We start from the raw sequence: 25,671 nt of genomic DNA on the forward strand, positions 1-25,671 counted from the left end.
TTTTTTAATGGTCATTTTCTATTGGCAACTCTATAAAAGTTTTTGCACCAATTTTAGTATTTTCAATATAGATATTACCCTTTAAACTATCTTTTACTATATTGAAACTCATATATAATCCTAAACCTGTGCCTTGTGATTTATGCTTGGTTGTAAAATATGGTTCAAAGACATGGGGTAGAATATCTTCTTTTATACCACCTGCATTATCTTCTATTGTCAACACAACTTTATTCTTTTTTCTTATTATATCAATTATTATAGTAGGATTTTCTATTTTTTTTGCGAGTAATGCATCTTTTGAATTATTTATTATATTCATAATAACCTGTGCTAATTCTCCAAGTATTAGTTTTACTTTTATAGGTTCTGAATCATCCACTTTATTAATAATTTTAATATGATTATTGTTTAAACTTGCATTTAATATTTTAAAGGTATCTTTTATTCTCTCTTGTAATACAACTTCTGTAGATTCTTTATCCTCTTTTATAAAATCTCTAAAAGTATTGATTGTTTGAGATAAATGTTGTGCATTATCATTTATCATCTCCAATTCATCCTCTAAAAGTTTTGAATCTAAAGTGCCTAACTCTTGTTGCAATTTTATTCCTGTAGCAGCAGTAGAAATTACACTTAAAGGTTGTCTCCATTGATGAGCAATATTACCAATCATCTCACCTAAGGAAGCTAATTTTGATTGCTCCATTAACTGAATTTGTTTAAGTTCTAAATCTTTTTTATATGTTATATCAGTTCTAATTGAAATATAACCTATAAAATCTCCGTTATTATCATATTCCAATGTTATTGTAGATAAACTCCAGTAATATGAACCATCTTTATTTTTATTTTTTATTTCACCAGTCCAACTTTTTCCAGCTTTTAAATTAGACCATAACTCTTTGAAAAGTTCTTTTGGAGTATCTTCATGTCTTACAATATTATGTGGTTGTCCAATTATCTCTTCTCTTGTATATCCAGAAGTTTTACAAAAAAGATCACTAACATCAGTAATAATTCCATCTTCATCTGTTCTTGAAAAATTTACATAAGAGCTGAATGTTTGAGCCTGCTTTAAAATCATCTTTTCTTGATTTTTTTCTTTCGTAATATCAACATTCATTCCAATAACATACAAAGGTTTACCTAATGAACTATATTTTGTTTCTCCAAAGGCTTGAATAAACTTAACACCACTATTTGTATTAATTCTAAAAGTTGAAAGAAATTTTTTCTTTTTTATAATTGAAGTTTTCAAGTCATTTTGAACAATATCTTTATCCTCTTTATGTATAGTATTTAGCCATAAATCATAAGTAATTTTTACAGAATCTAAGTCAACTTCATATAGTTTATACATCAATTCATCCCATTCAAGAGAATAGTCTTCAATATTCCATTTCCAAATACCTATATTTGCAGTTTTTGTTGCTATAGATAATTTCTCATTTGTCTTATTTAAAATCTCATTAGATTTACTTAAATTTTCAAATATATAATTTTTTGTTTGATTTCTAAATAAATAAAAAGATAAACCTAAAATACATAAAACTAAACCTTTTATAGACAAAGTAATAGTTTGATTCTTTTTAAATTCTTTAATTAAAATCTCTTTTTCTTTATTTATTTTTTCATCTAAAACATTTGTTGGTATACCAGTAGCAATAATCCAATCTAACTTTTTATATAATTGTGCAAATGATATTTTTCTAGTGATTTTATTAGAATCATATTGTTTAAAATAGTATGTGTAAAAAATTTGACCATTAGATTTTATCCCTTCTAACTCTTCTAAGTATGGATAATTTCCTTTTATATCTTTAGTATTTGTTGATAAAAGTTTCCCTTCTGTATGTTTTAAATTAGGATGAATTAATCTTAAGGCATAATCTTCTCCACCATCAAAATTTATAACCTGATTAATCCAGATATATCTAACCTTATCATATACTGAATTGTATAAAAATGTTCTAATCTCATTTTCAAAAAGTTTATAGTTTTTATCACTTAATTGATCTAAATTAGAGGTTTTCCCTTCTTGCCTTAAAAAAATTCTATAAATAGAGTCTACATAATTAACTGTATTATAAACTGACTCTTTAAGTCTTTTCTTGTGCTCTGTTATAATATTTTTTTCTAAAGAGATTAATTCCTTTTCTATGGCATCTTTTTTGTATTTAATATCTATATATATTGAAAAAATTAACAAAGTAACAATTGAGAGTAATATCAGTGACAAATTTCTATTATAATTGCTGCTTGGATTAACTAAATTTTTTTGCATATTAAATTCTTTGAGTTAATTTCTATCCATAAACAATTATTCTAGCATTCAAAACATAAAAATAACTTTTATTATTCAAGTTTAATAATATTTTCTAAGTTTTAATAATTATTCATTTTTTTAAATTTTAATTCTTATATAAAATAAGCTATAATTCCAAAAAAATTGGACTAAATCGGATATATATGCAAGAAAAAATCGAAACAAAACTAAGCCACTTGGCAAAATATGCTCCCTTTGAAGATGTGGCTGGGGCATCACATTTCCCTATTTACAATACAGGTACCTTTGATTTAAAAAAACAAGACTCATCTGAGGGGTCTAAAATTTATGACTATACAAGAAGTGATAACCCAACAAGGGAGATGTTAGAAAATCTATTTACAGAAGTTGAAGGTGGGAAAGGATGTGTATGTACCCATACAGGAATTGCTTCAGTTGCCCTACTTTTTGAGACAGTTTTAAAAGCAAACTCTCATATTTTAGTTGAGGCTGATTGTTATGGTGGTACATTTAGATTATTAAAAGTATTTAAAGAAAAATACAATATAACTGTGCATTTTGCTAATTTTTTAGAGTTTGAAGAACTAGAAAAAATATTAAGCCAAAACCCTATTGATTTGGTTTTATGTGAGTCACCAACAAATCCAGGATTAAAAATCATAGATTTAAAACAAGTAGCACTCTTAGCACATAGATATAATGCACTTTTTGCAGTTGATAATTCATTAGCTACTTTTATTTCACAAAGACCTCTTGAATTAGGAGCTGATTTTAGTCTTTTTTCAACAACTAAATATATCTCGGGACATGGTGCAGTAGTTGCTGGTGCAATTGTAGCGAAAACACAAAAGTTAGCTGATGAGATTCATTACTATGCAAATGCCCATGGAAGAAGCCAAAATCCAATGGATGTATATTTAATCTCTTTAGGTATTCCAACTCTAAAAGTTAGAATGCGTGAGCATGAAAAGGTGTCAATTAAAATTGCACAATTTTTAGAAGAACAAGATTATATTACTAAAGTTACTCATCCAGCTTTAAAATCACACCCACAATATGATTTAGCAAAAGAGCAAATGGATTATATTCCTGGTGTTTTTTGTGCAGATTTTGAAAGTTTAGAATTAGCAGAAAAATTTATTGAAAATACAAAAATTTTTGGTGAAAAATGTTCATTTGGAAGCCCAGATTCAAGGGTTGAAATCCCTGCTAAAATTTCACATGCATCATTTTCAAAAGATGAGCTTGAAGCAATTGGAATTTCAGAAGGTACTGTTAGATTCTCTATTGGATTAGAAAGTTATGAAGACTTAATTCAAGATATTAAGCAAGCTGTAAAATAGATGTCAGATAACTACTTCAATCATATCTCTTGTGGAGAAACACTTCCACCAAAAAACATTCATGCAGTATCTGTATCTATGCCAAAAATTCAAGATGTAATTGATTATGAGGAAGAAACTCCTGAAATATTAGAAGTGATTAAAAGTGGTTATCCAAGATTTATCTTACACCCTTATTTAAAAAAACTAGCCTTATATCTAAAGAAGAAATATAGTGTCCCAAACTCATATGAAGTTGTAGTTTTATCATCACAAAAAGCAGTTGAACTTGTAAGTGATAAATATTATATTCATAATAAAATTGAGATTGATGAACCATTTGGAGTTATATTAGTTCAAAATGGAACTTCTCAGCTTCAAAAGGTTTTGACTTATATTCAACATTCAGGATGTAATCTATCTTCTAGACTTGCAGAAAAATATCTATTTGAACATGGATTAATCAATAATCTTCATGAAGAGAAGTTAGAAGATGAAAATATTGCAGAAGATATTATTATATCTACACTTGCAAATGCTTATAAGCAGCCAAAAAAGAATATTCATCTTGCCCCTTCAGGGATGAATGCAATCTATTCAATAATAAGAGCAATAAACACTATTCAATCCCAAAATGGAAGATCTATCTTAGTACAATTTGGTTGGTTATATTTAGATACAATGAATATTGTAAATCACCATTATAAAGAATCAAAAATATTTACAGAAGTTTTAAACCTAGATTTACTTGAAGAGTATTTAAAAGAAAATGGCTTTCAAATCAGTGCAATAATTACTGAAATTCCAACAAATCCCCTTTTAAAAACTGTTGATATAAAAAGATTAAGAACTTTATGTGATGAATATAATATTCCTTTAATAATTGATACAACCTTTGCAACACCATACAATCTAGACTTAACATCTTATGCGGATATTTTTGTTGAATCCCTTACAAAGTTTGCCTGTGGAAATGCTGATGTTTTAATGGGGGCAATCATCTTAAATAAAAAGCATCCCTTATCTTATATGACAGAAGAATTTTTTAAACATTGTGAGCCTGTTTATATAAAAGATAAACAAAGATTAGCTTTTGAAATAAAAGATTATAAAACTAGAGTTAAAAAAATCTCTTCAAATACAAAAGCTTTAGTAGAATATTTAAAAACATGTTCTTACATTGATAAAATATATCACTGTTTTAGTGAAGAAAATAAAAAAAACTACTCACAAACAATTATTGATAATAATTCATACACAGGGATTGTATCTGTTACTTTTAAAAAGCCATTAACACAGATTTATGACAATCTAAATTTTGCGAAGGGTCCAAGTTTAGGAACTGAATTCACTCTTTTAATGCCTTATACTTATCTTGCCCACTATGATATGATAAAAACAAAACAAGGAAATAATTTTTTAAAAAAGATTGACCTTCCAATAGAAATAATCCGAATTTCTGTAGGATGTGAACCTATTAAAAATATTATAAATGAGTTTAAAAAACTAGAAAATATCTAAAATATAATAAAATGCTATCCTTTTGATACCTTCTAATGTTAGAATCTAAAAAATTAATCAAAAGGTTAGCCTATGACAATAAAATATAAAATCAATGGCGCTTTTTTAACACTTATTGCCATTACAATTATGTTAAGTTTATATATCTCATATAATCTTAATAACATAGAAGATAATGTAAAGAAATTAAGTGATAAAGACTTTTCTGGAATTACAGTTTTACTTGAGGCAGATAGAGATTCATACCAATCAAATGTTGCCCTATCACAACTAATAAATAAACAAGATAACAAGAATGCTAAGGATTTAATCAAAGATGTAGATGATAACCTACAACAGGTTAGACAAAGATTTGATAAATTTAAAGGTTTTCTTGCAAAAGAGATGCTTGAAAAAAAAGACAAGTTTGAAGAGTTTGACAAATATTTTGATTTAACTGCAAAACATACAATTAAATTAAAAGAGTTTTTAAGCAGTGAAGACTACAAAAGTGCTGAAAGCTACTATTTTAATACGTATTTAAAAGATTATGGTTCAATGAGAGATTTAATCGACTTTTTTACTGAAGCCTCATACAAAGTTGTTGAAAAAAATCAAAATGCTACAGCATCTTTAATTTCAAACTCATTTACAACTTTTCTGATTATTGGTGTATTAAGTGTTTTAGTTGCAATATCCTTTGCTATTGCTTTAAGTAAGTCAATAAATAATTCACTTTCTAAATTTAATAGTGGATTACAAAGTTTCTTTAACTTTTTAAATAGAGAATCATCTTCTGTTGAACTTTTAGATGATACTTCTAAAGATGAAATAGCCAACCTTGCATCTATCGTAAATAAAAACATAAACAAAACAAAAACTTTAATGGAAAGTGATGCTGCATTAATTAATGAAGTTAAAGATGTAGTTGAAAAAGTAAAAGCTGGAAACTTAAATGATGCAATCAAACTTTCAACTGAGAACAAAGAGCTAGAAGAGTTAAAAACGATTTTTAATGAGATGTTAAAAGTTATATCTTCAAGTATTGCTAATGACTTAAATGAGATAAGAACTGCTTTAGAGCAATTTCAAAAACTTAATTTTACACATAGAATCACTAATGCTTCAGGTGATACAGTTGAAGGTTTGAATACCCTTGCAAATATTATCAATGAGATGCTAGTTCATAATAAAACAAACGGTTTAACACTTCAAACAAGTGCTAAAGGACTTTCAAGTATGGTTGATGGACTTAGTAGCTCATCAAATGAAGCTGCTGCTAGTATTGAAGAAACAGCAGCTGCACTTGAAGAGATTACAGCTAATATTAACCACAATAGTGAAACAGTTGTCAAAATGGCATCAAATGCTAATGAACTTAAAAAGTCATCTACTGAAGGTGAACAAATGGCTAGTAATACAACTAAAGCTATGGATGAGATAAATGAGCAAGTAAGTTCAATAAATGAAGCAATTACTGTTATTGATCAAATTGCATTCCAAACAAATATTTTATCACTAAATGCAGCAGTTGAAGCAGCAACAGCAGGAGAAGCTGGAAAAGGTTTTGCAGTTGTAGCACAAGAAGTAAGGAATCTAGCTAGCAGATCAGCAGAAGCAGCAAAAGAGATTAAAGAATTAGTTGAAAATGCTACATTAAAAGCAAATGATGGTAAAACTATTGCTAATAAAATGATAAAAGGATATGAGGGTCTAAATAAAAATGTAGCAACTACTTTAGAGTTGATTAGTAATGTTGAACACTCAAGCAAAGAACAACAAAGTGGAATTAACCAAATTAATAATGCAGTTAATCAATTAGATACTCAAACACAACAAAATGCAGAACTAGCTAACAATGCAAAAGATATAGCTAATCAAACGCAAGCTATCGCAAATGATATTGTAAAAGATGCAGATGAAAAAGAGTTTGTTGGTAAAAATACTGTTGTGGCAAAAGAGCTCAAAGTAGATACTTCTTTTACTAAAATTGAACCAAAAAAAGTTGAATCAACTTATAAAAAAGAAAGCTACTCAGCAAAAAATACAGAAAAAATAAAACAAAAAGCTACAACTAAAACAATAAAAGCTAATAATAGAGATGATGATGAATGGGAGAGTTTTTAAACTCTCCTAATAACTAAACCATTTGAGCATTTAAAAATAGTAAAATACCTAATAAAAACATAACAACTGGTGACAAGTACTCTAAAAAGCTAGTTAGTTTATGTGATCTTTCACTAACTTTTTGAACTGATACACCTAAAAATGAAGAGGCAAAAATCACTAAGCCCATTCCTAAACTAATAAAAATAGAAGCTAAAATAACTGCAAAATAAGTTTTTAGCATAAAAGCATAAATAAAAAGAATAACTGTACCAGGACAAGGTATAAGTCCCGCTGTTAATACAAAATATAAATCTTTTTTCATAAAGTTTGGTTTTAATGTTGTTGTAGTTTTAGGTTTTGTTGTACTCCACATAGCATTTGATTGAGAAGGTTCTGGAGAACAACATGATGAACATGAACAACTCTTTTTTACAATCTTGTTGTATAGAATGAAAACAGCTAATGCCATAATCATAAAGGCACTTATTTTTGTTAAAATCTCAACTGAATCATTTACAAAATTGTTTAAAACTGATTGAAGAATAAAAACAGAAACAACAACTAAAATTAAAGCTCCAACTATGTGAATAAAAGCACTAGCTTGAGATATAATAAATGCTCTTGTAAAAGAACTTTTATTGGCTAGAAAATAAGAAAAAGCTAAAGATTTACCATGTCCTGGTCCAAGAGCATGAATGATTCCATAAAGAAAAGATATCCCTAATAATATAAATAAAGCATAATCATCGCCATTTTCTATTTTTATAAGATACTCTTTTACCTTATTAGAAAATTTTGCTAGATATGTTTCTTCTTTTGCTTGTTTTGGTTCATCTAGTTTTTCTAATTGTTTTGTTTTATCTATATCATTTTTTATAGTTTGTTGTTCTTTAGATTTATCTTCTTTTAGTTTTTCATCTTTTAATACACCATCAAGATAAAAAACAACACTTTTTTTATCAACTAATTTTTTAACATCAAAGGGTGCATCCATTTTTATTGAATTTTTCACCATTAAGAGGATGAAGTATTTTTCTTTATCATCAATATTTATGTATAAAACCTTTTCTTTATCTAAATCGTAATCAAGTTTTAATACATAATTAAAATGAAGTAGTGAATTTTTTATATAACTTTTCATTTTAGTTACATTAGCTTTTAAACTCTTTTCTTTATTGATAACTTTATCGTATGAAATATGTGTTAAATAATTTCTAGGGACAATATAATCCAATAATGATTGTTCTACAGGTATTAACTCTTTTTTATCAAGGTAATTATTTTGATTTATATCATATACCTCTTTTAACATATCAGTAAATTCTTTTGAAAGTACCCAAGTTATATCTGCTGTTTTTATTTTTTGTTCGTCTGCATGAACTGTAATTGAGACCTTTGTTTCAGGTGAATAGATTGTACAGAGTGCACACCCAAAAAGGGTGTGCGTAAAAAGTGTAAAAAGTATAAATATTTTACTTATAAGATTTTGCAATTTCGGTTGCTACCTTTAATAGATTTTCATCCCATTTTTCAGACAAAGGGTTGATAGTTGCAACATTACCATTAATACTCTTTGAAATAGTTTTAGCACCTTTTTGAGAAAATTGAGGAGCAACAAAAACAATTTTAATATCATGTTTTTTTGCTTCTTCAACTAGTTCAACTAATTGTGCTGGTTTTGGTTCTTTACCTTGAATTTCAATAGAGATTTGCTCTAAATGATATCTTTTTGCAAAATATCCCCAAGATGGATGAAATACCATAAAAGCTTTATGTTCATAAGGTTCAATAATTGATTCTAATTTTTTATCTAATTCATCTAATTCTTTTATAAATGATTGATAGTTTTTAGTATAAAAATCTTTATTTACTTCATCGACTTTTACTAAAGCATTTAAAATATTTTCTGCTTGCTTTTTCACTAAAATTGGATCTAACCACACATGAGGATCTAAACCACTATGATCATGTTCATCATGGTCTTCATCTTGATGCATCTCTTTTTCATGGTCATGATCTTCATGTTCATGGTTTTCTTCTTCATCATGTTTCTCTTCATCATGATGTTCATGGGCTTCCATCTCTTGTTTTTTAATACCCTTAGTAGTATCAACAACTAACATTTTTCTATTCGCATCTTCAAATTTTTCTAGCCAAGAGTTTTCAAAAGGTACTCCAATTGAAAAATATGCTAAAGAGTTTGATAATTTTTTCATTTGAGATGTTTTAGGCTCATATGAAGCTGGTGATGCTCCTGGTTTAACCATCACATTTACATCAATTTTATCCCCTGCTATTTTTTCTACGAAAAATTTTTGAGGTAAAATTGAAACAGTTACTTCTTTTGCTACTACAAAACTTGATAATAGTGCTAAAGCAATTAAGATTTTTTTCATCATATCTATAAATCCTTTTTTTATTTTTTGCAATTAGGTTGCATTTGTCGAATTTTACCACCAATTGTTTAAATGCAACTTAATTGCATACTTAAAATTGACTTTTCAAATATTATTTTAAATTCAAGTTGATATAATAGAATATGAATTTAGAAAACATATCAAAAAACATAAAACTTACAACAGCAAGAAAAGCAATTTTAGAACTGCTTTATTCATACAATAAGCCACTTTGTTATGAAGAGGTTAAAAATAACCTAGCAATGGATAAAGCTACTTTCTATAGAAATATTATAAAATTTGAAGAAGAAGGTATAATAAATGCTTTTGAATCAAATGATAAAAAAAGATATTACGAAATAAAAAATAAAAAACATTCCCATTTTATTTGTAATACATGTTCAAAAATTGAATGTATACATGAAAAACTTGAAATAAATCTTCCAGATTATGAGATTGACAATATTATTATAAAGGGAATTTGCCCTAAGTGTAAGGACCAAGGGCTCTAATGATTAAACCTGCTATATTAACTAACTTTGAAAAATTTATTAATAAAGAAGCCCTAAGTGGTATTTTACTTTTTGTTGCAACCATTTTAGCTGTTATTATTGCAAATTCAAGTTTAGGACAATATTATTATGACCTATGGCATTTGCCCCTTGGAGTAAATCTAGGGGAGATGAGTGTTTCTATGACTTTAACCTATTGGATTGATGATGGTCTTATGGCATTATTCTTTTTAATGGTTGGTCTTGAGATTAAAAGAGAGATGTTAGTTGGTGAACTCTCAACAATAAATAAAGCTACATTTCCTATTATTGCAGCAGTTGGCGGTATGATAATCCCCGCACTTATTTATGTGAGTTTAAATCCATCTAATCCATTAGGGTTTGGTATTCCTATGGCAACAGATATTGCTTTTGCCTTAGGTATTTTGATGTTACTTGGAAATAAAGTTAACCCAGCATTAAAAGTATTTTTAGTTGCCTTAGCTGTAGTGGATGATTTAGGTGCTATATTTGTTGTTGCAACAGTTTATACAAGTGAAATACACTCTGAATATTTTGTACATGTTATATTAATTATGGCTCTTTTAGTTTCCCTTAATAAACTTAAAGTTACAGCTTTAACCCCTTATCTTATTTTAGGAATAGCTTTATGGATTTATGTTCATGCAATTGGTATTCATGCAACAATTGCAGGGGTATTATTAGCCTTTACTATTCCAATTAAAGCAAAAATTGATCAGAAAAAGTTTATCAAAAAAACTAAAAAAGATATACATAAATTTGAAGAAAATATGGAAGAAGATTTCCCTGTTTTAAATGATGAACAAATACATAACCTTGACCATATAGCACACAACTATGAAAAAGTACAAAATCCCCTTGTAAGACTTGAGCATGGATTACATGGTTTATCTGCATTTTTTATCATGCCTTTATTTGCATTTTCAAATGCAGGAGTAATAATTGATTTTTCAACAGTAAATGCAAATTTAATGATTGTTTTAGGGGTTGTATTAGGTTTAATTGTAGGTAAACCTATAGGGATTGTAGGATTAACTTATCTTGCAACAAAATTTAAGATAGTAAAAAAGCCAGATGATATTTCATGGAAAGAGATTATTGCAGTTGGTTTTATTGCTGGTATTGGATTTACAATGTCTATTTTCATCACTCACTTAGCTTTCATTGATGAAGGTATAATTGCAGCAGTTAAATTAGGAGTTTTTGTAGCTTCATTTATTGCTGCAGTTATTGGTGTAGTACTTCTACTTACTATAAAAAAAGTATAGATTTTTCTTATACTTTTTTTATAAATCTAAGAATAAGCAATTTTGTTCTATTTTTCACCTTTCCATTTAGATATAATTTATTATGAATAAAATGTTAAAAAATATTTCATTTGAAAATATCAAAACACTTAATAAAGACTTTTCAAAACATTTTCATGATACTTATACTTTGGGTATAACATATGATGGTTTTTTTAAATCAAATAGTTTAAATAAAGATTTTTACTTCTATCAAAAATCAGTTAGATTAAATAATCCAGGGGATATTCATGGTGGTGCTTCTAAATCTTGGAGTCATGCAAACTTTTATCCAACTATTGAATTAGTAAGTTCAATTTATGAAGATATTTATGGAGAAAAAAGAGTTCCTTATTTTTTAAATCATATTATAAAAGATGAAATACTTTTTTCAAAACTTCATTATTTTTTTATATCATATTTTAATAGATTTGACGAATTGGATATAGAAACAAAACTACATGAAGCCTTAACTTATTTAGTTATAAATTACACCTCTTATCATAAAAATATAGACAACATATTTGATGATAAAAAAATTGTAAAGTTAACTTATGAATATATAAAAGATTCCCTTGATATGAATTTTACCCTTGATGAGTTAGCACAAAATTCTTCTTTAAGTAAATTCCATTTTCTAAGAATGTTTAAAAAAGAGTTTGGACAAACACCTCACAATTTTATAATCAACCAAAGAATAAATAAAGCTCATAATTTAATTTTAAGTGGTAAAAATATCACAGAAGCTAGTTTAGAAGTTGGTTTTAATGACCAATCTCATTTTACAAGAAACTTTAAAAAGTTATACGGTTATACTCCATCTAAGCTACTTATGTAGCAATTTTATTCTATACAAATTACTATTTTTTTATTAAACTTCCAATAAAAAGAGATATTATGACAGAATCAAATAAAAATATATTTTACATCCTACTATTTTTTGCAATGGTTTGTTGGGGTGGTTCATGGGTTAATGTTAAGTTTTTAGGTCTTTATATGGATGAATTTGAAACTATGACTTTTAGATATATAATTACAGCTATCTCAATGGTTCCACTTATGATAATTTTAAAAAAGTCATTTAAAATTAGTCTTAGAAACTTTATATTAGTAACTATTACTTCAATAGCTTTAATTGCCTATATGAAATATTTTTATTTAGGAGTAAAACTTGGAACTGCATCATTAGGTGGGTCACTAGTAACTAGTTTAATTCCAATAAACACCTTTATAATGATGGCTTTATTAAAAGCAAAAACAGTTACAAAAAAAGATGCTTTTGCTTTAGGTCTTGGTGCAATTGGTGTTATGACAATACTTCATGTTTGGACATTTGATAGTGAGAAAATCTTTGTTACATACAATTTGTATTTTATTATAGCTTCTATATTTTGGCCAATTATTACTATTCTTAGTTCAAAGGCAATAAAAATATCACCTATAACTTTTACCTTTCATATGTATGTTGTGACATCAGTTTTAAATCTTTTATTTTTCGTTGATTTAAGTACAATTGAGTACTCGAAACTTGATTCAATTTTTTGGATAAATATGTTGTCTATCTCAATTTTAGCTTCAACCTTTGCAAATACTATTTATTTTTTAGGTATTGAAAAACTAGGAGCTAGTGAAGTTAGTTCTTTTGTATTTTTAGTTCCTTTTGCAGCTATTTCATTAAGTGCAATTTTTCTTGAAGAAAATATTAGTTTTTCAATTATTTTTGGGACAATTTTAACTATAATAGCCGTTAAAGTTTTAAATAATATAAAAATATTAAAAAAGAAGAAGATTGAATCAAAATAAATTAAATACATTAACTCTTTCAGGTCTTATCATAGGGCCAATTTTAGGTTCAGGTGTTATTTTACTTCCCGCACTTTTGTATAATATGATTGGAAATGCCTCTATATTTACATGGGGAGCTATTTTAGTATTAGGTTTTTTATTTGCTCTTACTTTTGGGAAACTCTCAATCTTATTCCCAGGAGATGGAGGAGTCTCACTAGCAACAAAAGAAGCTATGGGTAAAAAGTACCAAATACTAACCTCCTTTTATCTAATATGTGCAGTTTTTTTTGGTCCAGTTGCAGTTTTAATAATTGCTGCAAAATTTTTAATGCCCTATTTTCCTAATATTTCAATAGAGCTTTTAGGCTTTTTTATTTATATAATCACCTATTTAGCCTTGCTTATTAGAATAGGTTTTTTAGGAAAATTGATGTTAATAGTTAGTTCAGCTATTACAATAATATTCTTTGTTTCAAGTATTTTTATCCTTTTAAATGTAGAACATTTTAGTTTAAGTATCCCAAGTATTTCTATAAAAGAGTATGGCTATTCTTTGTTAATTGTATTTTGGTCAATAGTTGGTTGGGAAGTTATTGGAAACTATTCTCAAGATGTTGATGATACTAAAACACTAACAAACGCAGTAAAAGTCTCAGCAATTATTATCTCAACAGTTTATGTTTTAATAATTCTTGCCATATGTTTTGGAGAATTTCCAAAAGATGAGGAGTTTAAACTTGTATGGTTAATTATTCCTATTTTTGGAAATAGTTCAAACTTTATACTTGCTAGTGTATCTGTAATTTTATGTATTGGAACACTAATTCTTTTTGTTGGAGGAGTTTCTAGACTAATCTCTTCACTAAACTTCACAAAATATACTTCAAGAGTAACTAAAAAGAAAGTTCCAATTGGAGCTTTAAATTTCCTTTCAATACTCTATATTATCACTTTAGTTTTAGTTTATATGGGTTATCTTACCTTAGATAATCTAGTAGCTTTTTCTGATGCATTTTTTATCTCAAATGCATTAATCGGTTTAATAACTGCAATAATACTTTTTGAAAAAGGTTTTTTGAGAAATAGTGCTATGCTATTAGCTTTCTTATTTTTTATCATTTTACTATTCTCAAATATTTTTATTCTGTTTGTAATTATTGCTTTATTTATTTATACTTATTTAAGAAAAAAAGCTTAAGACCTCTTTTTTGCTTTTTTTTCTAATATCTCTTTTGTAATAGCTTGTCCATATTTTATCATTTCATCAGCCTTATGAAAATCATAAAACTCACAAGCTTTTGAGGATATATTTACCATAATATCAGGTTTATGGGAAGCTAGTTGATGTCTGGCTATTACCTCTTGCATAGTTTCAATAGATTTATTTATTAATTGGAAATAACTTAAACTCTCTTTTTTCTTTATATTTTTTTGGAAAAAATCAATTACTGTTTGATGGAGTTTGTTTTTCTCTTTTTCCAAAAGTTTTTTGTGTTCCTCTTTTATCTCAATATCATCATTTAAATTTACTGCAACAATTAAATCTGTAAATTCTGAAATAGTTGGGACAATTGGTACAGGGTTTAAAATCCCTCCGTCAAAAAGAGTTTTTCCATTTAATTGCTTAGGTGTAAAAAGGGTTGGAATAGCAATTGAAGCACGAATTGCATCTTTTAAACACCCTCTTTGAAGCCACACTTCTTTTCTATTTAAAATATCAGTTGCTGTTGCTGTAAATGAAATATCCAAATCTTCAATATTTGCACTACCGATCATCTCTTCAATTTTTAAAAATACTTTTTCACCATTTATCATCCCATCTTTCGAAAAAGTAAAGTCTACAAGTTTTAAAATATCTAAAACATTAAAATTTTTTACCCACTGCTCATACTCTTCAAGTTTACCTGCTGCATAAAGTCCACCAATTAATGCTCCGATTGATGAACCTGCAATTGATTTTATTTCATATCCTTGAGCTTCAAGCTCTTTTATAACACCAATATGGGCATAGCCTCTAGCTCCTCCACTACCAAGAACAAGAGATACAGTTTTTTTATTTTCCATTCAAAACCTTTTAGTGTTTTAAATACTATATCGTTTTAAACTTGTTCTTGAATGAAATTATTTACTTTAGATAAATAATCTGATTAGAAACTTTTTGAGCCATTTCTAAATCATGGGTTACTAAAAGCAATGATAAGTTTTCTTCTTTTACAATATTAACTAACAAGTATATAACTTCCTGTTGACTTATTGAATCAAGCCTTGAAGTAGCTTCATCAGCAAAGATAAATGCTGGTTTTAAAAGTAAAACTTTTACAATCGCCATTCTTTGAAGTTGTCCACCTGATACCTCATCTGGTTTTCTATATAATAACTCTTTTTCTAAATTTACTTTTTCAAAAAGCTCATATACTTTATTCATAGAAAGATTATGAAGTTTTACTAAATCTTCAAACCCTTCTTTTAAAATTTGATTAGGTAAAAATGCACTTGGTGGTTGTTGGTAGATTTTTTGAAGTTTTAGATTAATTAACCCCTTAGATTTTATTATTTTGCCAGCAGTTGGATTTTTTAAACCAAGAATTATATCCCCTAAAGTACTTTTTCCACTTCCACTTCTTCCAACAATTGAAGTAATCTCACCTTTTTTCAAAGTAAAATTCAAATCTTCAAAAAGTTTATTATCTGAATATTGTTTAGATAGATTTTTTATTTTAATCACTTCATCACTTATATTATTAGATTTTTCTATATCCCATAATGAACTTTGACTTTTAAAAAGTCTTTTTGTATATGTATGCTTTGGATTTGAAAAAAGTTCTTCTGTTTTTCCATACTCTATTAGCCTTCCATCAACAATTACACCTAAATTTCCTTTTATATTTTTTGCAATATCTAAATCATGAGTAATTACAAAAAGGAGTCTATTTTGTTCAAGTTCTTTATTTAATCTATTTGCAACATTTATACATAACTCTTTATCAAGCCCTTTTGTTGGTTCATCAGCTAAAAGCAATTGTGAATTAAAAGCATGTGTAATTGCTATGGTTGTTCTTTGACACATTCCACCTGAAATTTCAAAAGGGTATGAATTGCTAAACTCTTTTAAAACAACATCATCTAAATCATTTAATGCTTTTTTTCTAGCATTTTTTTTATCATTGTGAATATATTCATGAACTTCACTAACTTGCTCAACTATCTTCATAGTTGGGTCTAAAGCCCTCCAAGGTTCTTGAGGGAGTAATGCTATATCCTTCCCCCACATTTTTCTTTTATCTTTATATGATAATTTTAATAAATCTTTTTTATCTAAAAATATTTCACCTTCAACTTTTAAGTTAGGACTTAAACTTCCCATAATTGAGTCGATAATTAAAGATTTTCCAGAACCAGACTCCCCTAAAAGAACCAAAGGAACACCTTCTTCTACACTTAAATTTATATCTTTTACTAATATAGAATCATTTGATGAAATAGTTAAATTCTTAATTTCTAGCTTTTTATACATTAGTGTTCCTTTTTAGATATTAATTGAAGTGATAAAACCAATAAAAAAATAAAAAAAGATGGTAAGAATATTAAAAATGGTTCTTCATCAAAATAAGGCATAAGTTCAACAATCATACTTCCAAGTTCAGCAGTTGGTGGTCTAATCCCTACATTTAAAGCACTTAAAGTTGAAATAGCAACAATTGCTGTACTCATAGCAAAAGTACTCAAGGTTAAAATACTAGGATATAAACTAGGAAGAATTTGCTTTTTTAAAATATAAAAAGAAGAAAAACCTAAAAGTTTTGTTGATTCAATATAAGGTTCAACTAAAATAGATTTTGTTTTTGCTCTACTTACTCTAAAAAATTCAACCCATAAAGATAAAGATAATCCTAAATATAAAAATAAGAAATTTCCTGGTGAAAAAGCAATAAAAACTAAAACTAAAAGTAATCCAGGCAGGGCTAGAATAATATCAGAGATAACTACTAAAATCTTTTCAATAATACCACCTTTATATGCAGCTAGAATTCCTAACAAAACACCAGGAATAGCTGATGTTAACATAGTGATAAAACTTAGGAAAAAAGATAATTGAACTGCATAAGCAAGCCTTGTTAACATATCCCTTCCATAATGATCAGACCCCAATAAATTTGAAGAACTGATTTTTGCAAAACTTTTCATTAAATCTTGTTCATGGGGATCAATTCCTGTTAAAAAAGGTACTAATATTGCAAATAAAAATAAAAAACCTAAAAGGATGTAACCTATATATTTTGAGTTTAGACTTTTATTCATGTTTAGCTCCTAATCTTGGATCTAATACTCTTGATAAAATATCTGCAAATAGATTTATAAATACAAAGCTTATCCCCATTATTAAAACTGTACCTTGAATCATAGGTACATCCCTAGCGATAATTGCATGAACTAAAGCATGTCCAATTCCAGGAAAAGCAAAAATTGATTCAACAATTACAACACCCTCAATTAAATAAATAGACTGAACTCCAAGGAATGATAAAACTGGAATAAAAGCATTTTTTATACCATGTCTTTTCATTAAAACTATATTAGAAAGACCTTTGTATTTTCCATATGTAAAATATGTTGAGTTTGATACTTCATTCATAGATTCTTTTATAAGTCTATTTGAAACAGCAGCTAATCCAAGGGCAAGGGTTAAAGCAGGTAGAATCAAATATGTCCAATCATCAAAACCAGCTGGAGGTAAAATATTCAATTGTACACTAAAAACAAGAATTAATAATAAGGCTAAAATAAATGGAGGAATAGCTTTAAATAAAATAGAAAAATATAAACTTACTTTATCTATAAAACCATCTTTTTTAGCCCCTGAATAAATACCTAAAGGGAAGGCTATAACTAAACTTAGAACAAAGGCAAATAATGCTAAATATAAAGAATAACCTAACTGTGTTTGTAATTCATGGATAATCTTTTCGCCACTAACCAATGAATAACCTAAATCAAAAGAAAAAAGTTGAAAAAGTGAATCAAAATATTGTTCATAAAGTGGTCTATGAAGACCTAATTCTACTGCAACACTTTCAGCAATTTCAGCTGTCATTCCATCAGGGCCATATCTTCCTGCTGCAATTCTCATTGCATGGTTTCCTGGCAAAACATGAATCATAATAAAACAAACCGTATTTAAAAATATTGCCAAAGTAAAAATTTGTAGTATTCTAGAAGATAAAATTTTCAACATGTAATTATTCAACCCACTTTACATCAGATAAAAAGTAGTTCAATTCAAAGGGATCTAGTTTTAGGTTTTGAACTTTTTTGCTCGAAACAACTGCCATTTCAGACCAAGCAACAGGGATAGAAGGAAGCTCTTCTTGTAAAAGCTTAGTTATTTTAAATTGAAGTTCAGGTTTTTCTGATTTTTTCAATTCATCCAAATAATGAAACATAGTTTCATTCTCCCAATTCATTGCACCCCAATTTGCACCTCCTTTTCCATAATCTTGAAGTAAAGTTCCAAGAGGATTTGGCACTAATGCAAAGTTTCTTGATATAAGTGCTAAATGTAAAGTATTATCTTTATGCTTTCTAATTATCTCAGTATAGCTTCCAACTAAAACTTTTACATCTATACCTATTTTTTTTAATTGAGATTGAATTGCTGTTGAGATTATAGGAAGTTCAGGCCATGAAGGATATGTATTTAAAGTGATTTCGAATTTTTTACCATCTTTATATCTAAATCCATCATTTGCTAATTTCCATCCATTATTTTCTAAAATTTCATTTGCTTTTTGGATATTTGTTTCTAAAGGAGCAAGCTCTTTATTATGCCAAAGGTTTAAAGATTGTGGAAATAATTGTGTAGCCGCTAAGTTTTCATTTTTCAGTATTGCTTTTGCAATAGCTTTTCTTTGTATTGCTAAGCTAATAGCTTCTCTTAATTTTGAAGTATTAAAAAACTCTGAGCCTGAATTAACTTTTAACATTCTAGTTCTTGGTATTGAAACAATTTGAATATCAAAGTTTGGATTTTTCTTTAATGACTTAAGTGAAACTGGTAAAATAGAATATGCAATATCAGTTTCTTTACTTTTTATCATTAGTGATCTTGTTTCACCCTTTCCAACTGCTAAATAAGAAATATCTTTGATATTTGCTTTGCCCTGCCACCAATTTTCATTTCTAGTAAGTTTTATACTTAATGGCGCAGTTATATTTTTTATTTTATATGCTCCAGTTCCTATGATTTTTCCAACTTTTCCATTTGAAGCAAAAGAATTTTTTGAAATAATAATTGTACTGTAATGAGCCAAATATGCAGGAAGTGAACTAAACTGTGTATCAAGTTTGATTATTATAGAGTTATCTTTAGCCTCAATTGTTTTTAATGGTAAATACCTTAATACACTTTTTTTAAGTACCTCATCCCTATTTAAATTAAAAGCAACAATTTTTGCATCTAATAAAGTTCCATCTTGAAACTTTATATTATCTTTTATTTCAAACTTCCAAACTAAACCATCCTCTGAAACACTCCATTTCTTTGCTAGAGATGGTATTAATTCACCTTTATCATCAATAGTTACCAATGTTTCGGCAACTTGCATTCTTGAAAAAATATACCCTGATTGGCTTGGTTCAATCCCAGATATTTCCCAAGGTCCTATAACCTTTAATTCTTTTGCAAATGCAAATACAAATAATGTACTTAATACAAGTACCCCTTTAAAAAATTTCATTGTCATACCTATCCTTCTTAATTGTAATAATTAAAATCATTAAATGATTCTAAAAAATGCAACCTTGTTGCAGAAGTGGAATTATATATATTTCCGCTTATATGCAACTTAGTTGCTTTTATTATAAAACTAAGAAAGCTTTTTTATCAAATGAATCTCTAACTTGACTTATTATCTATCTTACATAAGAAGCATTATTAAAATCCATAGTTGTACCATTTACATACTCTGGACAATCAGTACCTAACCAAAAAATAACCTCTGCAGCTTCATCTGGTTCTGCAAATCTTCCAGAAGGAACTGCTTTTTTAAATTCTGCTTTTCTTTCTTCTGAATTATCTTTTTGCATATCAGTTTCAACAGGACTTGGTGCTATACAATTTACAGTAATACCATTAGTTCCTAAAAGTTTTGCAAATATTTTTGTTGCATTTATAAGTCCAGCTTTGGCAATACCATACCAAATATCAGGATGACCTATTTGACCAGCAATTGAAGCAGTATTTACAATCTTTCCATATCCTCTTTCTTTCATACCTTCAGAAAAGATAGTCATAAGTTCAACTGGTGCATATAAATCTACATTCATGATATGTTCTTTTGCTTCTAAAGGATAGTTATCATAAGTATATTTTGGTTGCATATATCCCGCATTGTTGATTAAAACATCAATTTCACCAACCTCTTTTGCCAAATCTTTAAGACCATCAAGATTTGATAAATCATATTCAATAGTTTTTACTTTTTCATTATCTTTTAATTCTTGGGGAAAATTTGAAAAATCTCTTCCAACTGCAATTACTTCGAAATCAACTTCAAGAAATTTTTTTACAACTTCAAGACCAATTCCTTTATTTCCACCTGTAACTAATACTCTATTCAACATAATTTTCCTTTTTTAATACAACAAAGTTGTTTTTTGGTTTTAAAAAATTATAACTAAATTTAAATGACAAATTTATGATTTTTGCTGTAATGTTTTATTATAAACTATTTAGGAGTTTTACATGAAGTTATTTATTTCTATGATTTTTAGTTTTTCTTTTTTATTTGCCATAAACCCTATGATTTTACCAATTAAAGGTGTTGATGTTGTACATACATACTCAAATGGTAAGAAAGAAAGTATAAGAATTGAAAGGGAAGATCCTCTTGTTTGTTCCCAGTTTGGTATCACACCTGAAAACTTTCAAAGTGGTAATATTGCTTCAAAGAACATCCCCTTACAATGCAAGAAAACATTTATTACAACAAAAGGTGTTATCCAACCTTTTACTTTATATGAAGGAATTAAAACTGTTGGGGAATTAGAAGTCTTAGAGTTTATTCAAGAAAAAACAATGAAAGAACCTAATAAATATATATTAGTTGATACTAGAAGAAGTGACTGGTTTGATATGGGAACAATTCCAAGTTCTGTAAATATTCCTTATGATGAATTTAAATTTGATGAGGATTTTAAAGAAGAATATAAAAGAGCATACAAACTTTTGGGTGTTAGATTAAAAAATAAAAAATATGATTTTTCTGATGCTAAAACAGTGATGTTTTTTTGTAATGGTTCATGGTGTGCACAATCACCAAGGGCAATTGATAGATTGGTTAGACTAGGTTACCCTAAGAAAAAAATCTTGTGGTATAGAGGTGGTATTTCATCATGGGTAGGAGTTTCTTTAACTCTTACAAAAAATATAGAGGCTATGAAATAGCCTCTAGTTTAGTTTCCAAATATCTCTTTAAAAGCTGCAGCTATCTCTTCTCTAGAAGCTTTTTTCTTTTCTTGTTTTGGAGCTTTATTAAATAGTTGATCAAGTTTTAACTTATCCCCTAATTTCTCTTGAATTTTATTTTTAAGTTCATCGGTTTTTTTCTTAATTTTTTGACCCGCTTTAGTATTATTTAAAAATGCTTTTTTATCTATACTTACCTTTGGATTTGACAGGTTCCCTGAAATTTTTGAATCGAACTCATATTTTAAAATTTTTGCTTGAACTAAGGCACTAATACTATTTTTTGCTGTATTAATTGTACTTGCTGGTACTTTTATGGTTGTATGTTCACTTGTCATATCTACAACAGCATTAATAATATCTTTTTTCATATCACTTTTGATTTCTACTTTTTCATAAATCTCTTTTGTTAAATCAAATTGTGCAAAGGCATTGATTAAATCAGAATATTCATTTTTAATAAATTGACCTTTTATTAAGTTACCACCAAGTTTTCCTACCTTTGTCGCAAGGTTGTAATCCACATCAATATTTGATTTTGAAGTAAAAATCTCTGGATAATATAACATATGAGTTAAATCTTTAATCTCAACACCATCAATTTTTGCTTTAAAGTTATCATTTAAAAGATTAAAATCAATATCTCCACCAAATAGTTTAGATTTACCATCAACACTTAAAAGCTCAGGAGCTTGTTTAATATTCCCCTCAATTTTAGCTTTTCCTCTCATTTTTTGTTGTGTAATATCTTTAAGTTTAGAAAGATCTGGTACATCAACAGTATAATCACTTGTAAACTCGGCTTTTGCAATATCGTATACTGCTTTAGTCATATCTACATTTGTAAGTGAAGTATCTAAATTAATTTTTGAGATTGCTTGGGTTTTTACTAAATCAGTAACAACATCACCTTTAAAAGTGATTGCATCTTTTAAGTTTTGCTCAAAAGATTTATTTACTACTTTATTATTTACTTTTCCCTCTAAAATAGTTGTTAAAACTTTTCCATCAAGATTATTAAGATCTGCACTTTTTATTTTTGCATCAATATTTAATAGTCCATTAGCAAAATTTGGTTGATTTACAAGGTTTAATAAGTTTTCAATTTTTGCTTTGTTTACTGTTAAGTTTACATATTCAGGTTTAGAGTTAGAAACTTTTGCCTCATATTTAGTATCACTTGCAAAAATATCAGAGTTTCCATTTACTGTAATTACTCCATTGTCTACTACAACATCACCATTTGTTGAAAATGAACCATTAAGTTTTTGATTTATCAAAGTTTCTAGTTTTGCTAAATCTTTAACCAAAACTTTGTAATCACTTTTGATTACAGATGTTTCCATATTTACATTTGCTTTTTTAACATCAAGTTTTGCAATTGTACTATCAAGATTTATATTTGAATTAATCTCATTTCCTACAAGATTACTAACACTTTTTGAAGTAAAAATAATAGGAAGTTTTGGTTCTTCTTTTAGTTCTTTATTAATAGCTTTTGCATTTAAAATACCTTTTGAAACAGTAGTTGTAACAATACCATCTAAGTTTTCAATATCAGCATTTTTTATATTTGCATCAATATTAAGCATCCCTTTTGCATAAATTGGTTGATTTACCATATAAAGTAACTCTTCAATTTTTGCATCTTTCATAGTAAATAAAATATTGCTTGGATTAAAATCTTTTAATTCTATATCATAACTTGTATTACTTGAAGCAACTTTACTAAGCCCTTTTACTACAGCTTGTTTTGAATCACCTTTTACAATACCATTTGTAGAAAAAGAACCATTTAGTTTTTGTTTTGTTAAATTTTCTAATTTTGCTAAGTCTGCTACATTTACATCATATTTTAAATCAACTTTTTGAGCAAAAATATTTAATGCTCCTTCTACATTTATCGTAGAATTATCATCAATAGTAGCTTTAAAAAGTATATCATTCATAGTTAGTTTAAAGTTATCTACTTTCATACTAACATCTTTTTGCCCTTCATTAACCTTATTTTCAATCATTGAAGCAACAAAAGAATTACCTGCACTTGTAAAAAGGATTCCGTAAATCCCACCAATTACTATTAAGATAAATGCCGTAAGTCCCAAAAATAGTTTTTTCATAAAGTCCTCTCTTGTCAAAGTCTATCGATTATACATAAAGAAAATTAAAAAGCTGATTATCTTTTTTATGTTGTTACATTTAGTAATCATTGTGTAAATTATTGTTAATCTAATGGAAATTTAAATAATAGTTGTGTATAATTCTGGCCAATACGAAGTGATAAGTAGGGAAATCAAAGCATTTATGTTTTGGTTGCTTAAATTGTAAAATTTAAGTTACGTAAGCCGAACGGACTTTGTAGAAAATATTAATTAAGGATACTAGAATGAAAAAAATCGTTCTTTTAATGCTAGCTTTCGCTGGTTTTGCATTCGCTGCTGACGCTGCTGCGGGTGAAATGTTAAAAGCTTACTCTGTAGTTGCTGCAGGTATTGGTCTTGGTTTAGCTGCACTTGGTGGTGCTATTGGTATGGGTAACACTGCTGCTGCAACAATCGCTGGAACTGCTAGAAACCCAGGATTAGGTGGAAAATTAATGACTACTATGTTCATTGCATTAGCGATGATCGAAGCACAGGTTATTTATGCATTAGTTATTGCGATGATCGCATTATATGCAAACCCATTTATGTAAGATCTTTTTTAACAGATTTTTTATATAAACTGCGAAAGGTTAGAAGTTTTCTTCTAACCTTTTTTTATGCCTAAAATTTACCTAAACCTATTCTAAATTAAGTATTATTTTAAATGAAGCTCCAGTATACTTTTTATCTTCGTATATATAAGAACTATTTTCAACATCAATATAACCATTCATACTTTCAGTTATAAGTTTATATGTCATATATAAACCAATACCTGTACCTCTTGATTTATGTTTAGTTGTAAAATATGGTTCAAATATTTTTGGTAAAATATCTTCTTTTATACCACCTGCATTGTCTTTTAATTCTATATAGATTTTTTTATTTTCTTCTTTAATAGTAATAAAAAGATACCTTTTCTTAATCTCATTTAAAATCAAAGCATCTTTTGCATTTCCAATAATATTAATCAAGACCTGCACAAGTTCATTCGGAAAATTTGTTAGTTTTATTTCATCATAAGTAGTAGATAAAACTATATTAATATCGTTTTTTCTTATAGTTCCATCAAGAAGTTCTAAAGCATATTTTATAATATCATATAAATCAAAAGTCTTTTTTTCATGGGTTCCTTTAACAAAGTTTCTAAAATCTTCAATAGTATTTGACATATATGCAGTTGCTTTAATTATTGACTCTATTGAATCAGTTAAACTCTCTTCATCCAAACAATTAAGGGTATTTCTAAGTTTTAAGCTAGATGCAGAAGCAGAGATACTAGATAATGGTTGTCTCCATTGATGTGCTATATTATCAAGCATCTCACCTAATGAAGCCATTTTTGATTGAAAGGCTAAAATTTTATCTTTTTGTTTTAACTCTTCATCTTTTTTCACTTGATCAGTTAAATCTATATCTATACAAAACATCTCAGGTTCTTTGGTGTTTTCATTTAACATTACATGGGAAGAATAAACAAATGCAGTAGTTCCATTTTTTCTACGTAGTGGTAGTTTTTCTGCTGGTATTGGAACTTCATTTTTATACCAGTTATTTATTCCTTTAATAACTGCATCTCTCATAAAATCAGGAATTATTAAATCTTCAAGTTTCTTTCCTATAGCTTCATCTTCTGAGTAGCCATAGATTGTTTCACTTGCTTTATTCCAAAAAATCACTTCCCTTTTTTTATTATAACCTTGAACAGCAATATTTGGAATTTCACTAATTAATTGAATAAATTTTTTTTCATCTTTTTCCATTGTTATAATCCCACCATCTTTAATAGATTATTATAACACTAATACTTATATTTTATATTAGACCTACTAGTAAATG

21 protein-coding genes are annotated in these 25,671 nt (G+C 27.6%); 10 read left to right on the plus strand and 11 right to left on the minus strand.

The features are described 5' to 3' along the window. Window positions 1–4 precede the first annotated feature (4 nt). Window positions 5–2,287, minus strand: a complete 2,283-nt coding sequence (locus AC2TY9_RS14900; protein WP_489778323.1) for a PAS domain-containing protein — start codon at window positions 2,285–2,287, stop codon at window positions 5–7. A gap of 185 nt (window positions 2,288–2,472) precedes the next feature. Between AC2TY9_RS14900 and AC2TY9_RS14905 the strand changes: the two genes are divergently transcribed. The 3 genes from AC2TY9_RS14905 (at window position 2,473) to AC2TY9_RS14915 (ending at window position 7,239) form a co-directional block, all read left to right on the plus strand. Further along, window positions 2,473–3,633, plus strand: coding sequence for a trans-sulfuration enzyme family protein (locus tag AC2TY9_RS14905; protein WP_489778325.1), 1,161 nt, complete (start codon window positions 2,473–2,475; stop codon window positions 3,631–3,633). Then, on the plus strand, window positions 3,634–5,133 hold the full coding sequence (locus AC2TY9_RS14910) for a PLP-dependent transferase (RefSeq protein WP_489778327.1): 1,500 nt from the start codon (window positions 3,634–3,636) through the stop codon (window positions 5,131–5,133). It begins immediately after the preceding gene. Between the two features lie 72 nt (window positions 5,134–5,205). Beyond that, on the plus strand, window positions 5,206–7,239 hold the full coding sequence (locus tag AC2TY9_RS14915) for a HAMP domain-containing methyl-accepting chemotaxis protein (RefSeq protein ID WP_489778328.1): 2,034 nt from the start codon (window positions 5,206–5,208) through the stop codon (window positions 7,237–7,239). A 13-nt stretch (window positions 7,240–7,252) separates the two neighbouring features. On the opposite strand, the gene AC2TY9_RS14920 is transcribed toward AC2TY9_RS14915, so the two are convergent. Further along, window positions 7,253–8,713, minus strand: coding sequence for a nickel/cobalt transporter (locus AC2TY9_RS14920; protein ID WP_489778329.1), 1,461 nt, complete (start codon window positions 8,711–8,713; stop codon window positions 7,253–7,255). Beyond that, window positions 8,694–9,620, minus strand: a complete 927-nt coding sequence (locus AC2TY9_RS14925; protein WP_489778330.1) for a metal ABC transporter solute-binding protein, Zn/Mn family — start codon at window positions 9,618–9,620, stop codon at window positions 8,694–8,696. Before AC2TY9_RS14925 ends, AC2TY9_RS14920 begins: the two co-directional genes overlap by 20 nt. Before the next feature lie 140 nt (window positions 9,621–9,760). Between AC2TY9_RS14925 and AC2TY9_RS14930 the strand changes: the two genes are divergently transcribed. The 5 genes from AC2TY9_RS14930 to AC2TY9_RS14950 all read left to right on the plus strand — a co-directional run bounded on the left by AC2TY9_RS14930 (window position 9,761) and on the right by AC2TY9_RS14950 (window position 14,422). Further along, window positions 9,761–10,129: a Fur family transcriptional regulator gene (locus AC2TY9_RS14930; protein ID WP_489778332.1), complete on the plus strand. Its 369-nt coding sequence runs from the start codon at window positions 9,761–9,763 to the stop codon at window positions 10,127–10,129. Further along, window positions 10,129–11,418, plus strand: coding sequence for a Na+/H+ antiporter NhaA (gene nhaA, locus AC2TY9_RS14935; protein WP_489778333.1), 1,290 nt, complete (start codon window positions 10,129–10,131; stop codon window positions 11,416–11,418). Before AC2TY9_RS14930 ends, nhaA begins: the two co-directional genes overlap by 1 nt. A 91-nt stretch (window positions 11,419–11,509) precedes the next feature. Continuing rightward, entirely contained in the window at window positions 11,510–12,274 is a 765-nt protein-coding gene (locus AC2TY9_RS14940; RefSeq protein ID WP_489778334.1) for a helix-turn-helix transcriptional regulator, read from the plus strand. 59 nt (window positions 12,275–12,333) lie between these two features. Next, on the plus strand, window positions 12,334–13,239 hold the full coding sequence (locus tag AC2TY9_RS14945) for a DMT family transporter (RefSeq protein WP_489778336.1): 906 nt from the start codon (window positions 12,334–12,336) through the stop codon (window positions 13,237–13,239). Next, complete coding sequence (locus tag AC2TY9_RS14950) at window positions 13,226–14,422, plus strand: APC family permease (RefSeq protein WP_489778338.1); 1,197 nt, start codon at window positions 13,226–13,228, stop codon at window positions 14,420–14,422. The genes AC2TY9_RS14945 and AC2TY9_RS14950 overlap by 14 nt, the downstream gene beginning before the upstream one ends. Here the strand turns inward: AC2TY9_RS14950 and AC2TY9_RS14955 are convergent. The 6 genes from AC2TY9_RS14955 to AC2TY9_RS14980 all read right to left on the minus strand — a co-directional run bounded on the left by AC2TY9_RS14955 (window position 14,419) and on the right by AC2TY9_RS14980 (window position 20,844). Next, window positions 14,419–15,288: a patatin-like phospholipase family protein gene (locus AC2TY9_RS14955; RefSeq protein WP_489778339.1), complete on the minus strand. Its 870-nt coding sequence runs from the start codon at window positions 15,286–15,288 to the stop codon at window positions 14,419–14,421. The two genes, AC2TY9_RS14950 and AC2TY9_RS14955, sit on opposite strands and share 4 nt — an antisense overlap. A gap of 61 nt (window positions 15,289–15,349) precedes the next feature. Then, window positions 15,350–16,738, minus strand: coding sequence for an ABC transporter ATP-binding protein (locus tag AC2TY9_RS14960; RefSeq protein ID WP_489778341.1), 1,389 nt, complete (start codon window positions 16,736–16,738; stop codon window positions 15,350–15,352). After that, window positions 16,738–17,523, minus strand: coding sequence for an ABC transporter permease (locus AC2TY9_RS14965; protein WP_489778342.1), 786 nt, complete (start codon window positions 17,521–17,523; stop codon window positions 16,738–16,740). Before AC2TY9_RS14965 ends, AC2TY9_RS14960 begins: the two co-directional genes overlap by 1 nt. Beyond that, on the minus strand, window positions 17,516–18,382 hold the full coding sequence (locus tag AC2TY9_RS14970) for an ABC transporter permease (protein ID WP_489778345.1): 867 nt from the start codon (window positions 18,380–18,382) through the stop codon (window positions 17,516–17,518). Before AC2TY9_RS14970 ends, AC2TY9_RS14965 begins: the two co-directional genes overlap by 8 nt. A gap of 79 nt (window positions 18,383–18,461) precedes the next feature. Then, entirely contained in the window at window positions 18,462–19,964 is a 1,503-nt protein-coding gene (locus AC2TY9_RS14975; RefSeq protein WP_489778347.1) for an ABC transporter substrate-binding protein, read from the minus strand. 169 nt (window positions 19,965–20,133) lie between these two features. Continuing rightward, window positions 20,134–20,844 carry an SDR family NAD(P)-dependent oxidoreductase gene (locus AC2TY9_RS14980; RefSeq protein ID WP_489778348.1) on the minus strand — a complete coding sequence of 237 codons (711 nt, stop codon included), beginning with the start codon at window positions 20,842–20,844 and terminating at the stop codon, window positions 20,134–20,136. A 121-nt stretch (window positions 20,845–20,965) separates the two neighbouring features. On the opposite strand from AC2TY9_RS14980, the gene AC2TY9_RS14985 reads away from it, so the two are divergent. After that, window positions 20,966–21,667: a rhodanese-like domain-containing protein gene (locus tag AC2TY9_RS14985; RefSeq protein WP_489778350.1), complete on the plus strand. Its 702-nt coding sequence runs from the start codon at window positions 20,966–20,968 to the stop codon at window positions 21,665–21,667. 8 nt (window positions 21,668–21,675) lie between these two features. On the opposite strand, the gene AC2TY9_RS14990 is transcribed toward AC2TY9_RS14985, so the two are convergent. Continuing rightward, on the minus strand, window positions 21,676–23,808 hold the full coding sequence (locus tag AC2TY9_RS14990; RefSeq protein ID WP_489778351.1) for a hypothetical protein: 2,133 nt from the start codon (window positions 23,806–23,808) through the stop codon (window positions 21,676–21,678). Between the two features lie 266 nt (window positions 23,809–24,074). Here AC2TY9_RS14990 and AC2TY9_RS14995 point away from each other — a divergent pair, with 266 nt between their 5' ends. Further along, window positions 24,075–24,383 carry a F0F1 ATP synthase subunit C gene (locus AC2TY9_RS14995; RefSeq protein WP_138151211.1) on the plus strand — a complete coding sequence of 103 codons (309 nt, stop codon included), beginning with the start codon at window positions 24,075–24,077 and terminating at the stop codon, window positions 24,381–24,383. Window positions 24,384–24,470: 87 nt separating this feature from the next. Here AC2TY9_RS14995 and AC2TY9_RS15000 read toward each other — a convergent pair whose 3' ends face one another. Then, window positions 24,471–25,595, minus strand: a complete 1,125-nt coding sequence (locus AC2TY9_RS15000; RefSeq protein WP_489778352.1) for a PAS domain-containing sensor histidine kinase — start codon at window positions 25,593–25,595, stop codon at window positions 24,471–24,473. Window positions 25,596–25,671: the final 76 nt, after the last annotated feature.

This window comes from Arcobacter sp. ISO1, assembly GCF_058105185.1.

Excerpts from the sequence above, each read along its gene's own strand:
- AC2TY9_RS14900 (WP_489778323.1), bottom strand. The coding sequence starts at position 2,287 with ATGCAAAAAAATTTAGTTAATCCAAGCAGCAATTATAATAGAAATTTG.
- AC2TY9_RS14905 (WP_489778325.1), top strand. The coding sequence starts at position 2,473 with ATGCAAGAAAAAATCGAAACAAAACTAAGCCACTTGGCAAAATATGCT.
- AC2TY9_RS14910 (WP_489778327.1), top strand. The coding sequence starts at position 3,634 with ATGTCAGATAACTACTTCAATCATATCTCTTGTGGAGAAACACTTCCA.
- AC2TY9_RS14915 (WP_489778328.1), top strand. The coding sequence starts at position 5,206 with ATGACAATAAAATATAAAATCAATGGCGCTTTTTTAACACTTATTGCC.
- AC2TY9_RS14925 (WP_489778330.1), bottom strand. The coding sequence starts at position 9,620 with ATGATGAAAAAAATCTTAATTGCTTTAGCACTATTATCAAGTTTTGTA.
- AC2TY9_RS14930 (WP_489778332.1), top strand. The coding sequence starts at position 9,761 with ATGAATTTAGAAAACATATCAAAAAACATAAAACTTACAACAGCAAGA.
- nhaA (WP_489778333.1), top strand. The coding sequence starts at position 10,129 with ATGATTAAACCTGCTATATTAACTAACTTTGAAAAATTTATTAATAAA.
- AC2TY9_RS14940 (WP_489778334.1), top strand. The coding sequence starts at position 11,510 with ATGTTAAAAAATATTTCATTTGAAAATATCAAAACACTTAATAAAGAC.
- AC2TY9_RS14945 (WP_489778336.1), top strand. The coding sequence starts at position 12,334 with ATGACAGAATCAAATAAAAATATATTTTACATCCTACTATTTTTTGCA.
- AC2TY9_RS14955 (WP_489778339.1), bottom strand. The coding sequence starts at position 15,288 with ATGGAAAATAAAAAAACTGTATCTCTTGTTCTTGGTAGTGGAGGAGCT.
- AC2TY9_RS14960 (WP_489778341.1), bottom strand. The coding sequence starts at position 16,738 with ATGTATAAAAAGCTAGAAATTAAGAATTTAACTATTTCATCAAATGAT.
- AC2TY9_RS14965 (WP_489778342.1), bottom strand. The coding sequence starts at position 17,523 with ATGAATAAAAGTCTAAACTCAAAATATATAGGTTACATCCTTTTAGGT.
- AC2TY9_RS14970 (WP_489778345.1), bottom strand. The coding sequence starts at position 18,382 with ATGATTCATGTTTTGCCAGGAAACCATGCAATGAGAATTGCAGCAGGA.
- AC2TY9_RS14975 (WP_489778347.1), bottom strand. The coding sequence starts at position 19,964 with ATGACAATGAAATTTTTTAAAGGGGTACTTGTATTAAGTACATTATTT.
- AC2TY9_RS14980 (WP_489778348.1), bottom strand. The coding sequence starts at position 20,844 with ATGTTGAATAGAGTATTAGTTACAGGTGGAAATAAAGGAATTGGTCTT.
- AC2TY9_RS14985 (WP_489778350.1), top strand. The coding sequence starts at position 20,966 with ATGAAGTTATTTATTTCTATGATTTTTAGTTTTTCTTTTTTATTTGCC.
- AC2TY9_RS14990 (WP_489778351.1), bottom strand. The coding sequence starts at position 23,808 with ATGAAAAAACTATTTTTGGGACTTACGGCATTTATCTTAATAGTAATT.
- AC2TY9_RS14995 (WP_138151211.1), top strand. The coding sequence starts at position 24,075 with ATGAAAAAAATCGTTCTTTTAATGCTAGCTTTCGCTGGTTTTGCATTC.
- AC2TY9_RS15000 (WP_489778352.1), bottom strand. The coding sequence starts at position 25,595 with ATGGAAAAAGATGAAAAAAAATTTATTCAATTAATTAGTGAAATTCCA.